Origin of the sequence: Pseudomonas sp. LAIL14HWK12:I1 (assembly GCF_003202095.1) — a bacterium.
GTDB classification, from domain to species: Bacteria; Pseudomonadota; Gammaproteobacteria; order Pseudomonadales; family Pseudomonadaceae; genus Aquipseudomonas; species Aquipseudomonas monteilii.
Map to the genome: position 1 here is coordinate 1 of NZ_QJKG01000010.1, position 12,136 is coordinate 12,136.

General features: G+C 61.1%; 11 protein-coding genes. 5 read left to right on the top strand and 6 right to left on the bottom strand.

The genetic code is table 11. The features are described 5' to 3' along the window. Window positions 1-698 (bottom strand): T6SS effector BTH_I2691 family protein (locus tag D906_RS21770; protein ID WP_305888497.1); only part of this gene is annotated, 698 nt, incomplete at its 3' end. A 300-nt stretch (window positions 699-998) separates the two neighbouring features. Between D906_RS21770 and D906_RS21775 the strand changes: the two genes are divergently transcribed. Next, complete coding sequence (locus D906_RS21775) at window positions 999-3,770, top strand: amino acid adenylation domain-containing protein (protein ID WP_019097995.1); 2,772 nt, start codon at window positions 999-1,001, stop codon at window positions 3,768-3,770. A 145-nt stretch (window positions 3,771-3,915) separates the two neighbouring features. On the opposite strand, the gene D906_RS21780 is transcribed toward D906_RS21775, so the two are convergent. The 4 genes from D906_RS21780 to D906_RS21795 form a co-directional block, all read right to left on the bottom strand. Next, window positions 3,916-4,401 carry an isochorismatase family protein gene (locus D906_RS21780; protein ID WP_019097994.1) on the bottom strand — a complete coding sequence of 162 codons (486 nt, stop codon included), beginning with the start codon at window positions 4,399-4,401 and terminating at the stop codon, window positions 3,916-3,918. A gap of 60 nt (window positions 4,402-4,461) precedes the next feature. Then, window positions 4,462-5,694, bottom strand: a complete 1,233-nt coding sequence (locus tag D906_RS21785; RefSeq protein WP_025754347.1) for a type II toxin-antitoxin system HipA family toxin — start codon at window positions 5,692-5,694, stop codon at window positions 4,462-4,464. Then, window positions 5,678-5,932 (bottom strand): helix-turn-helix transcriptional regulator, encoded by a 255-nt coding sequence (locus D906_RS21790; RefSeq protein ID WP_019097992.1) that lies wholly within the window; start codon window positions 5,930-5,932, stop codon window positions 5,678-5,680. The genes D906_RS21785 and D906_RS21790 overlap by 17 nt, the downstream gene beginning before the upstream one ends. Window positions 5,933-6,329: 397 nt before the next feature. After that, window positions 6,330-7,241: a LysR substrate-binding domain-containing protein gene (locus tag D906_RS21795; protein ID WP_019097991.1), complete on the bottom strand. Its 912-nt coding sequence runs from the start codon at window positions 7,239-7,241 to the stop codon at window positions 6,330-6,332. A 194-nt stretch (window positions 7,242-7,435) separates the two neighbouring features. Between D906_RS21795 and D906_RS21800 the strand changes: the two genes are divergently transcribed. The 4 genes from D906_RS21800 to D906_RS21815 all read left to right on the top strand — a co-directional run bounded on the left by D906_RS21800 (window position 7,436) and on the right by D906_RS21815 (window position 10,922). Next, window positions 7,436-8,767: a dicarboxylate/amino acid:cation symporter gene (locus D906_RS21800; RefSeq protein ID WP_019097990.1), complete on the top strand. Its 1,332-nt coding sequence runs from the start codon at window positions 7,436-7,438 to the stop codon at window positions 8,765-8,767. Window positions 8,768-8,821: 54 nt separating this feature from the next. Then, window positions 8,822-9,721, top strand: a complete 900-nt coding sequence (gene ttdA, locus D906_RS21805; RefSeq protein WP_025754348.1) for a L(+)-tartrate dehydratase subunit alpha — start codon at window positions 8,822-8,824, stop codon at window positions 9,719-9,721. Then, a complete protein-coding gene (ttdB, locus tag D906_RS21810; RefSeq protein WP_019097988.1) occupies window positions 9,718-10,326 on the top strand; it encodes a L(+)-tartrate dehydratase subunit beta in 609 nt (202 codons plus the stop codon). The genes ttdA and ttdB overlap by 4 nt, the downstream gene beginning before the upstream one ends. 152 nt (window positions 10,327-10,478) lie before the next feature. Next, a complete protein-coding gene (locus tag D906_RS21815) occupies window positions 10,479-10,922 on the top strand; it encodes a hypothetical protein (RefSeq protein WP_025754349.1) in 444 nt (147 codons plus the stop codon). Between the two features lie 7 nt (window positions 10,923-10,929). Here the strand turns inward: D906_RS21815 and D906_RS21820 are convergent, their stop codons facing one another. Then, entirely contained in the window at window positions 10,930-11,985 is a 1,056-nt protein-coding gene (locus tag D906_RS21820; RefSeq protein ID WP_019097986.1) for a sigma-54-dependent Fis family transcriptional regulator, read from the bottom strand. Window positions 11,986-12,136: the final 151 nt, after the last annotated feature.

Here is a 12,136-nt window from a genome sequence, read left to right on the forward strand (position 1 = left end):
ACACCCTTCTCCAGCGTGTGCCGGTTCATCGCGTTGACCAGGTATCCCTTCAGGGCAAACCTTCGCAACCAGCGGGTGTGGAAGCCATGCGCACTGTCGAATGGCGAACACCCATGCTGCGCGTACTCGAACACTTCCTTGTCGACCCGCAGGTTGTCGGGCGTCATGGCGATGCCCAGCAACTCGGGGTCGTTGCGCGCCTGAGTCAGGTCCACCCCTTCGAAGCGATGGGCAGGCGCCTGGCCCTTCTTGTAGGCATTCAACACGCTGACCGGCCAAGGGTCGCTGGAGAAGGCCAGCCAGGCGCTGCCATAGCGGTCGGTGTCGATATTGAGGAAGGACGAAGGAATGTCGTGGTTTTCATTCACGCATTTTTCGGGCAGTGATGCGGGGAGGCCCTCCGACGGCTCGTAGGGGTTGAAGCGGCGCAGGTGGCCCTGCTCGCTCACTTCGTAGGCATGCCAGACCTGCTGGTCGAGCAGCACGTACAGGTAGCCCATGCGCAAGGTGCGCACCCCCAGCTTCGCCGAGACATGCAGGCTGCCGGCCACGGTGCTGAGGCCCTGCGGGCGTGTGTCCGGCACCAGGGCGCGGCGCAGGGGCAGGATCGGCAGGCCTTGGCGTTCACAGGCCATGCACTGGTCGGAAGGGAGCCCGGCTTCGGCTGTCGCAATGGCAATTCGCTGGCTGATTGTCAAAAACGACCTCGCAATGAAAGGGACCGTGATGGTCCCTGAACACTAACGAGGAATCGCTTGCCGGAGGTTCATGGGGCGTCCTAATTCCTTGTAGGAAACGTCTGGGATTGAGCTTTTGGGCGATCAAAAACACAGCGCGGGCATGGCTCCGGCTTCGTCGGTGTTCGTGGGTGAACCCGCTCCTACAGGGTGCGCACCCGGCTATCGCGCAGCAGCCACTCGGATTGGCGCCACCGGCCACCGTGCACTAGCGTTGTGCTACCAGCCAGCCCCAACGTTCATGCGGAGCCCTTACCCATCATGCCGGACCTGCGCCCGAACCCGACGCTGTGCCTGGAGTACCGTGCCGAGCAGCCCATTCACCACGCCTTCCTCGAACAGGCCGGTCGCTGCCCGGATGCCATCGCCATTCATGCCCAGCACACCATCTGCAGCTATGCCCAGCTCGCGCAGATCAGTCAGGGCATTGCCGCCTATCTGGTAGAAAACGCTGCCAGCGGCACCGATCGTGTGGTCATCGTCGCCAGCCGCTGCGCCGCCCTGGTCTACGCCATGCTCGGCTGCCTGCGCGCAGGCCTGGCCTTTACCGTGGCCGACGCCGCCTACCCGCCTGCGCGCATTGCGCAGATCGTCCGCACATTGGGGCCGGCCGTGGTCCTGCGCTGTGACGAGGCAACTGTCGACACCGACTGCCCGCTTGTCGTTACGGTGCCGCAAGCCCCCGCTGACGCACTGCAAGCCTTCCCCAACCTGCCTGTGGCGCTGCCCGCCGTAACCCCCGAACACCCCGCCTACATCACCTTCACCTCGGGCAGCACCGGTGAACCCAAGGGCATCGTCACCCACCACGCGCCGCTGGTGCACTTCATCGACTGGCATGTAAGCCAGCATGGCTTCAGCCAGGCCGACACCTTCTCCCTGCTTTCCGGCCTGGGCCACGACCCGGTGTACCGCGACGTGTTCACGCCTCTGTCGATCGGCGCGACCATCGCCTGCCCTGCCCAGCCAACCCTGACCGACCCGTCCCGGCTGGCCAGCTGGATTCATCAGCACAACGTGAGCGTGATCCACCTCACCCCGCCACTGGGCAAGCTGATCGAAACCGGCGCACACCTGAATGGCCAGGTGCTCGACCGGCTGCGCTACCTGTTCTGGGGCGGCGATGCGCTCAGCCCGGCGCTGTACCAGCAGATGCGTGCCATTGCGCCCAACGCCGTCAGTGTGAACTTCTATGGCACCACCGAAACACCACAAGCAATGGCCTTCCATACGCTTGACCCGCACGCCGACAATGCGCGTGTCCCGTTGGGCAAGGGCATCGCCAATGCACAGTTGCTGGTGGTCAACCCGGCCAACCAGTTGGTCAGCGAAGGGGAAACGGGCGAAATCCTGATCCGCAGCCCCTACCTGTCCCAAGGCTACTGGGGCGACCCGGCACTGACCGAGGCCAAGTTCGTCGCCAACCCGTTCACCGGCGACCCAAGCGACCGCTGCTACCGCACGGGTGACCTGGGCACCTACCTGGTCGATGGCAGCGCCCGTTTTCTGGGACGCGGCGACAGCCAGGTGAAAATCCGCGGCCATCGCATCGAGCTGGCGGAAATCGAAAACGCCATCACCCGCCACCCGCACATCGGGCAATGCGTGGTCGTGGCTAACCACGACAGCGCCTCGACCCGGCTGGTTGCCTATTGCGTCAGCCGCAAGCCCACCATCGCCGATGAACTGCGCCAGGCGCTCAGGGGCCAACTGCCAGACTACATGGTGCCGGCGCTTTTCGTGTTCCTCGATGCCCTGCCGCTCACCCCAAACGGCAAGCTCGACAAACGTGCACTGCCTGCGCCCTTTGACGACAGTGCCAACGTGCTCCTGTCCCCACTGGCGGAAAAGCTGAGCACCGCCTGGGCGCGCATCCTCCAGGTGCCACGCCTGGACGCCAGGTTGAGTTTCGTCGAACTGGGCGGCGATTCACTGTCGTTCGTGCAGGCTTCACGCGTGCTGGAGGAGCTGATCGGTCACCTCCCTGAACGTTGGGAAACCCTGCCGGTGAACCAGCTGGCCGAGCTGAGCGCACCGCCCAAGGGCCCTTGGCGGGTGATGGAAATGCCGGTGTTCGTGCGCATGCTCGCCATCATCCTGATCGTGGTCGGCCACCTGAGCGCGTTCGACCACTGGCTGATCGTGGGCGAAACGTCGGTGCTGTTCCTGGTTTCCGGCATCAGCCTGGCGCGATTCCAGCTCAAGGCCATCGAAGAACGTGGCGATGCGCGCACACTGCTCAGGTCGCTGGCAGCCATCGTGGTGCCAACGGTGCTGTACACCGCGCTGATCCAGCTGGTATTCGACCACCTGCACTGGCAATCGCTGCTGTTGGTTTCCAACTGGTTCCCGGCCAGCGAGGTCAGTGTGTTCAATTACTGGTACATCGAAGTGCTGGTGCAGATGATCCTGATCATCGGCCTGGTGTTGTCGATCCGGCGTGTGCGCCAGGTGGTCCTCGCCGACCCGTTCCGCTGCCTGATCATTGCGACCTGTGCGCTGGTGGCAGTGGATGTGCTGGTCAGCCGCTTCGTGTTCGACGCCGGTGCGCTGTTCAACCGGGTACCACAGCATTTCCTGGCCGTCATGGTGTTGGGCATGGCTGTGCACCATGCCGACACTACCGCGCGTAAATGGGTGGCCAGCGCGGTAGCGGTGCTGGTGGTCGGCGAGCTGGACCTGATGGCGATTGCCGGCGTGGGCTGGCAGGCATTCTCGCGCTATATCGATATCGCGCTGCCGGCGATGCTGGCCCTGATCTGGGTGCGCTCGGTGCCAGTGCCTGCCCTGGTGGCACGGGCAGGTGCGGTGATTGCCTCGTCAACCTTGTATATCTACCTGACACATTTCCAGTTCCTGTCGCTGGCAGACCGTATTTTCAATCACCCGCTGTTCGAGGTAACCCTGGCACTGGCCGGCGGGGTGCTGGTGGCCTACTGCTGGAACACCCTGTTGCGCCTTCTATTCAACCGCAAGAACAGGCAGAACCCGGCGCGCGGAGCAGATGCAGCCGAGCGCGCCACCTCCGCTTGAGGCTGGGCAATTTCGATACCACGTACTGTAGCGGGCGCTGTAGTCGACGTTGCCATCCTGCAACTTCACAGGTTTGGGAATCGCCAGCACATTGACCTGGCCCGGGAGCTCGAGGCGCCAGATGACGGCAAAGTGACTACATGCGTCAGGTCTGTCCGGCCAGTTCGGCCAGTACCTCTACCGAGGTAGTGACTTGACGGAAGTGATGCTGCCACAACGCGATGCCCAGCTTGCCAGAACGGTCCAGCGAAGAGCCTACGGTCATGTCCGTCACCAGGGTAGGCGTCAGCCCCGCATCGAACAGGGCAAAGCCAGCGGCCAGCACGCAGGTTTCGGTCTGCAGCCCGCACACCAGCACCCGCTCTACACCCAGCTGCCGAATGTACTCGATAGCTTCGACGCTCTGCCCGTAGCCATGCTTGATAAAGACTTGGTCGGCCTCGACCAGGCTCTCGTCCTCAGCCGCCGGGTGCCAGCCGAGTTGCCGCTCGAACGGTGTGACCTGTTCGTCATGCAACTCGACCGAAGCAATGGTAGGGATATTCGCTGACAACCGCCGCAAACCATCGACCAGCCACTCGGGCGGGCTAAAGGTGGACTGGACATCGACGATGAGCAAAACCTGGCGCATAGCGTACTCCGGCCATTGGCAAAATGGCGCGGAGTATAACGCGTGGCCAGGTCGGAAACCCTAGGCCACAATACTTCTGTTCATGCCCTGGGCCCACGCAGCGGCCATCTTCTCCCCTATGCGCTCAAATGCCGAATGGCTGTTGCGATAATCTGATAACTCCGCCATCGCACGGTTGATGCCGACTTCGACTCTGTTGAGCAACTCATCGCAGCGCGATTGCGTAAGGTTGCAGGCGGTGCGCCCGAACTGCACCAGCATCTTGCGTTTGGGCCAGGCCTTGGAGCCACCCAGCAACAGCCCCATGATATCGTGGCTGTTGTACACCGTCGTGGTCACCAAATCGTAAGCGGGTGCAAGCCGGATGTCGGCATCTTCCGCACAGTTCTCGTACAGCAGGCCGAAGTTCTTCAAGTGAGCATCGCCGTTCTGAATGCCCGCACAAAGCGCTACCAGCGTGAAGAAGCTTTCCAGCGCGTCCGGTACCCGGCCGGGGGTGACATAAAGTTTGATCAGTTGCGCGCAGCCTTGGTAACTGCCGTCGTACTTCTTGCGCGTCCCCCACCCGGAAAGCACACACATGTCTTCAAACCCGAGGTAGCTGTCGCTGCCGATGTCGAAGCGTCTCACAACCAGAAACTGCCCATGCTGGCTCAGTTGAAATTCCGGTACCTCAAGGCCACAGTGAAGGGCCGCCCGCATGCAGAAAAACTCGTTGGCGGCCAACTGCGGGAACTCTGCTTCATTGAATGCCTTCACCAAGTGCGTAGCACCTCGATGGGTGAACCGGCCAACTTCGGCTCCAACTTCATCGGTATCACGCACCAGCACCTTGGGTTGAACACCTGATACCCCTGAATAGGTCGCGTAAGTGCTCAAGAGGTCATTGAACAGGTCTGTGGCTCCGTCGTGAATCAGCAGGTTGGCGAGCTTGATGCCCGGTAGCGACTGGTCGCTGGCATGCTGGGCAATGCTGATGCGGCCTAGCTGGTGTGGACCGACGATACCCAGCAGCGCAAAGTCGTCAAAACCGCGCACCGACTTGCTGAAGCGGCGCATCAATTCCTCTTTGAGGTGCCCTTCCGGGATATGCATTTCGAACAGTGGGTGTATGCCGTACTCCCACTTGTAGCTTTCGAGGCGCACCGGCATGGTCAGGGAAACAGCCTGTTCCTCAGTGACCGCCGCGTTGTAAACAAAGACCGAATCACGCAGGTTATCCTCGCTGCGGCCAAGTGTTCCGACAGCCTCACCGCTGGCGCCAATGTACAAACGATCACGCTGACTGGTCATGGATACCCCCGGCCTTCAACTCGTCAAGGGTCTTGCGCCGACGCTTGGGCGTTGCCGTCAACTCGTAACCCAGGCCCTCAAGGATTGCGGCGACCTTGCGGATCCCGACTTCGGGAATCGTGTTGTTCTCGATGCCAGAGATGGTCGCCCGGCTCATACCATGCCGCTGGGCAAGTTGCGCCTGTGACAGGCCGGCCTCCTTGCGCAGTTTTTTTATCAGATTGCCTAATTCATTCATACTTGAGTGCATCGAATACAGTGCAAAAATAGAAAAACCTTAAAAATGCATCGTATTCGATTCATAAAACCTTGTATACCTCGTACCCCTCACGTCTTGCTGTGTTGATCATTACCGAAGCCGTGAGCTACACCGCTGGCGTGCACACCCACGTGTCCGGCAACAACCGGACCGACAACACCTTGATGGTGCGCGGGCAATGCGCCGGTACGTGTGCCGCGCCACCTGGCCTCGGTGTGCGTCGACTACACCCTGCAAGGCGGGCCACTGGCCGGACTGGGCGGCGGCCGGGGTGTGCGCTACATTGGTGGTACGTATTGGCGATGCACAGAACACCTTCGAAGTGCCGGGCGAGCGCGCCGTTTTTCTCTGTGCCAAAGCGCAGCGTGCGGCGGCGCTACTGCCACGCCGACTGGCTGTCGCCCTGTCGGAAGAACTGCCGCAAATGCTCGACAAAACACGACACCTTCGCCGACAGGTTCAAGCGCTCCAGATACACCGCATAGATGTCCGCAGGCGGCGTGTGGTAATCGCCCAGCACCTCCACCAGGCGCCCGCTGCGCAGGTGATCGGCCAGGTTCCACTCGGCCCGTAGCAGGATGCCCTGCCCGTCCAGCGCCCAGTTCAGCGCCACTTCGCCATCGTTGGTGCTGAGACTGCCATGCACCTTCACCGACTCGCCATGCTTCCCACGGCTGAGCCGCCAGATCCCGAACGCGGCATCGTTCTGGCGCAACACGATGCAGTTGTGGCTGGCCAGGTCCTTGGGGGCTTGCGGGGTGCCGTGAGCTTCCAGATAGCTGGGTGCAGCGCACAACCTGCGGCGGTTGGCAGCGATCTTGCGGGCGATCAGGCGTGAGTCGGGCAGTTCACCAAAGCGGATGGCCACATCGATGGCGTCGTTCGGCAACGCGATGGGACGGTCGGTCAGGTGCAGTTGCACCTCCACCTCCGGGAAACGTTTGGCAAACGATGAGACTGCCGGCCCTACATGGGTACGCCCGAACCCCAACGGCGCATTGACACGCAACAGCCCCTTCGGCTCGGCACGGCTGCTGGACACCTGCCGCTCCATTTCCTCGATTTCACCCAATATCCGCCGGGCATTCACCAGGTAGGTCTCGCCTTCGGCGGTAAGGCTGATGCTGCGCGTGGTGCGGTTGAGCAAGCGCACACCCAGGCGCTGCTCCAGTTGCGCCAGGCGCTTGGAGACGGCTGGCGGGGTCAGGTTCAGTTCGCGCGCGGTGCCCGCCAGGCTGCCCACCCTGATCAGTTGGGTGAAGAACGCCAGCTCCGATACCGGATTCATAATTAACCTGAGGGAAACAATGAGTTGAATTTCATTGTATTACAGCATTTCTGAAAAACCATTACCTTTTGCCCTGCGTGATTAACCACAAAAACGCTGGGCTCTTCGGCCGCCAAGGCCAGGTGTGACCTGCACCCCACGATCAGCCCGGCCGCCAGATAAATCCGACTCACAACAATAATTCGGAGACGGCAATGGCCAAGCGATTGTTCGGCAAGCTTTATGTACAGGTATTGATCGGCGTAACCCTCGGGGTGCTGATCGGGGTGTTCTGGCCACAGGTTGGCGCGGACTTGAAGCCCATCGGTGACGCCTTCATCAAACTGATCAAGATGGTCTTCGCCCCGATCATCTTCGCCACGGTGGTGCTGGGCATCGCCAAGATGGAAAACATGAAGGAACTCGGCCGCGTGGGTGTACGTGCGCTGATCTACTTCGAAGTGCTGTCCACCTTCGCCCTGGTGCTTGGGCTGGTGGTGGTCAACATCGTGCAGCCCGGCCAAGGCATGAACGTCGACCCTGCCACCCTCGACGCCAAGAGCATCTCCACTTACACCGCTGCGGCGGCCGGCAACAGTGGCGGCTTCATCGACTTCATGCTGCATGTGATCCCGGGCAGCGTGACCGACGCCTTCGCCAAGAACGAGATCCTGCCGATCCTGCTGTTCAGCACCCTGTTCGGCATCGCCCTTTCCCACCTCGGCCCGCGCGGCAAACCGATGGTGGATGTGCTGGAAGCCTTTTCCCACGGCATGTTCTTCATCGTCGGCATGATCATGCGTGTGGCCCCGCTGGCCGCCTGCGGCGCCATGGCCTTCACCGTCGGCAAGTACGGCCTGGGCTCGATCGTCTCGCTGGGCAAGCTGATGGCGACCATGTACCTGACCTGCTTCCTGTTCGTGGTGATCGTGCTCGGCGCCATTGCCCGGCTGTGCGGTTTCAACCTGTGGAGGTTCCTCAAGTACCTGAAGGAAGAGCTGTTCACGGTACTGGGCACCAGCTCGTCCGAGTCGGTGGTGCCGCAACTGATGAACAAGCTGGAAAAGGTCGGCGTGTCCAAACCGGTGGTCGGCCTGGTGATCCCCTCGGGCCTTACCTTCAACCCGGACGGCCAGTGCATCTACTACACCATGGCCGCCATCTTCATCGCCCAGGCCACCAACACACCATTGACCTTGATGGACCAACTGATCGTGCTGGGCGTGCTGCTGCTCACCTCCAAAGGCTCGGCAGGTGTGACCGGTTCGGGCTTCATCACCCTGGCCGCCACACTGGCGACCATGGACAACATCCCCGTGGCCGGCATGGTGCTGCTGTTGGGCGTGGACCGCTTCATGTCCGAGGCCCGCGCCATCACCAACACCATCGGCAACGCCGTCGGCACGGTGGCCATCGCCCACTGGGTGGGCGCGCTGGACAAGCAGCGCATGGCGCAGGCCCTGGACGGCCAGCTGCCGGCAGAACCGCAAGCCGCTACGCCGCACCCTGCCCTTGCACGCATGGAGGCCGACACACCCATACCCTGACCTTTCGATAACAGCAAGAACGAATCCGCCTTGTGATGCAGTGAGGAAATAATCATGGACAAAGAAACCGCCGTGTCATCGCTTACCGACGTGATGGCCAAGTTCACCGCCTATATCGGCAAGCGCCTGCCCAAAGACGTCAAGGAAAAGACCGCCAAGTTACGTGCTGCCGAAACCAACCCGCTGGCCATCGCCGTGTACGACTCGATGGCCGACAACCAGGAATACGCCGACAAACTCAACCGCCCCAGCTGCCAGGACACCGGCGTGATCCAGTACTTCGTCTCGGCCGGCGCACGCTTCCCGCTGCTGGGTGAGATGGAAGGCATCCTTGAGAACGCCACCAAGGAAGCCACCATCCAGGGGCCGCTGCGCCACAACGCAGTGGAAACGTTCATCGAGAAAAACACCGGCACCAATACCGGCTCGAAAATCCCGTGGCTGGACTGGGAAATCATCCCCGATGCCGATCACTGCATCGTCGATGTGTACATGGCAGGTGGCGGCTGCACCTTGCCAGGTTCGGCCAAGGTGCTGATGCCGGGTCAAGGCTATGAAGGGGTGACCGAGTTCGTCTTCGATGTGATCACCTCACGCGGGGTCAATGCCTGCCCGCCGTTGCTGGTGGGGGTTGGGGTTTCAACCTCGGTAGAAACAGCAGCACGCCTGTCGAAGAAAGCCATTCTGCGTGAAGTGGATTCCTGCCACCCCAACGAAAGCGCGGCCATGATGGAAAAGCTGCTGGAAGACGGCCTGAACGAAATCGGCATCGGCCCGCAAGGCCTGACCGGTAACAGCAGCGTGATGGGCGTGAACATCGAGTCCTCGGCCCGTCACCCCTCCACCATCGGCGTGGCTGTGTCCACCGGTTGCTGGGCCCACCGACGCGGCAAGATCCGCATCAACGCCGACCTGACCTACGACATCCTCTCCCACGAAGGGGTAGTACTGTGAAAAAGATCCTCAGCACCCCGATCAGCGACGAAGACCTGGCCAGCCTCAACGTGGGCGATGTGGTCTACCTCACCGGCCAACTGGTGACCTGCCGTGACGTGGCACACCGGCGTCTCATCGAGCTGGGTCGCGAGCTTCCGGTTGACTTGCGTGGCGGCGCCATTTTCCACGCCGGTCCCATTGTCAGGAAGAAAGACGATGGCAGCTTCGAGATGGTGTCCATTGGCCCGACCACCAGCATGCGCATGGAAAAGTTCGAGAAGCAGTTCATCGAGCAGACCGGCGTCAAGCTGATTGTCGGCAAGGGCGGTATGGGCCCGGAGACCACCACCGGGTGTCTGGAGAACAAGGCCGTACATGCGGTGTTTCCAGGCGGCTGCGCAGTGTTGGCAGCCACTCAGGTGGAAGAGATCGAGCGGGCAGAATGGCAGGACCTGGGCATGCCGGAAACGCTGTGGGTGAACCGCGTGCGTGAGTTCGGGCCGCTGATCATTTCGATCGATACCAAGGGCAACAACCTGTTCGAACAGAACAAGGCACGCTTCAACGAACGCAAGGGGGCCGTGATCGAGAAGATCAACAGCCAGGTGCGCTTTATCAAGTAAGCGGGCGATGGTCGGGCTGCAATGTGGCCCGACCTGTCAATTGTGCGCAAGCGCCTGGGCTGCTTTAGATTCAAGCCCATACAACGACTCTACGCCGAGACAGGCGGTGACAGGTCCTAAGGGCACATAATCTTTAACGCGAGGTGCGCATCATGGGAAACGACAACACCCCAAAACAGAGCGGTGTCATCATGTTCTGGCAAGAGAACAACGGTACCGGACCAAGCCAGGGTCTTAATTTACCAGCAGAGGGAAGTGGCGAGAGGGCAAGTAAAACGGTTGTCGCCAGCTACAGCAAAATTGCGATGAGCGACATCCCTTCAGCCTCGACCATCACCCTGAATTACAGGACGGCCCCAGACGACTGGACTGTGCGTTCCTCCATTAAATTCAGGACAACCCATAAGCCAGCTTCACTCAACCGCACCGAGTACAGCTATCTGCTCAATACCTACTCGGTTGGTGACTTCATCAGTGAGGGTCTGGGCCTGAAAGTGATTGCCAAGCAAGCGGGGCCTTCCCCTCAAGCTGATGTAAAGGCGGCCCACCAGATAGATTGCTACGTTCATCTTTCCGACTCGATACCTACAGACTGAACAGCTTTCACGCTTTTGTCAGCTCCCCGATCTTTTCTAGGCGCGCCCTGACAATGTTGCGACTGATGTTCAACAGCCTGCCGGTCTGCAGCTGGTTCCCATGGCAGTACCGATACGCGGCACGAAACACCGTCTCCTCTATGTGTTCGTACAGGTTCGGGACATTCTGCTCGAACAATGCCAGCAACGCACTCTCCAGGTCCGGTGGCGGCGCAAGTGCCACCGGAACATGGCTTTGGATTGCAGCCGGGCTCGTCGGCCTCATGTCCACCAAGTGCAGGTCCGCCGGCGCCACCACCTGATAGCGACACACCAGCAACGCATGGTGAATGGCGTTCTCCAGCTCGCGAATGTTGCCCGGCCAGCTATGCGCCAGCAGTTTGCGCTCGGCCTCCGGACTCAGCGAGGCGCGCTCGTAACCCAACCGTCGGCAATGCTCTTCGATGAAAAACTCCGCCAACGGCAGGATGTCCCCCGGCCGCTCGCGCAGCGGCGGCAGCCGGATTGTCGCGACGTGCAGGCGGTAGAACAGGTCCTCGCGAAAATGCCCCGCCACCACCGCATCGGCCAGGTTGACGTTGGTTGCCGCCACCAGCCGCACGTTGATCGGGATTGGCGTGCGTGAGCCCAGGCGCACCACTTCACGCTCCTGCAGCACCCGCAGCAACTTCACCTGCATGTTCAATGGCAGGTCACCGATTTCGTCGAGAAACAACGTGCCGCCATTGGCCGCCTCGAACCAGCCGGCCTTGTTGCTGGTGGCGCCGGTGAACGCGCCCTTCTCATGGCCGAACAGTTCGCTCTCCACCAGGGTTTCGGCAAAAGCACCGCAGTTCACCGCCACGAATGGCTCACGCCCACGGCGGCTGAGGTGATGGATATGGCGGGCGACCAGCTCCTTGCCGGTGCCGGTTTCGCCGATGATCAGGGTATTGGCCTCGCTGGGCGCCAGGCGCTCGATACGGCTGAGCAGTTCCTGGGAGCGCGGGTCCTTGAACACGAGCACGGTGGCACGTACCGACTTGGTCAGCTCGCGGGCATTGGGGTGGGTGATCAGCGACATGGGGGCATTCCTGGCAGTTGACGCGCAGGCCCATAGTGCATGAAACAAATTAGATCAAAAAATTATTAATTAGTATTTGAATATTCGAATAAGGAATATTCGATTTTCCAGCAGCCGACTGCTGCTGCAGCAGCAACCCGCCAGCACTCTC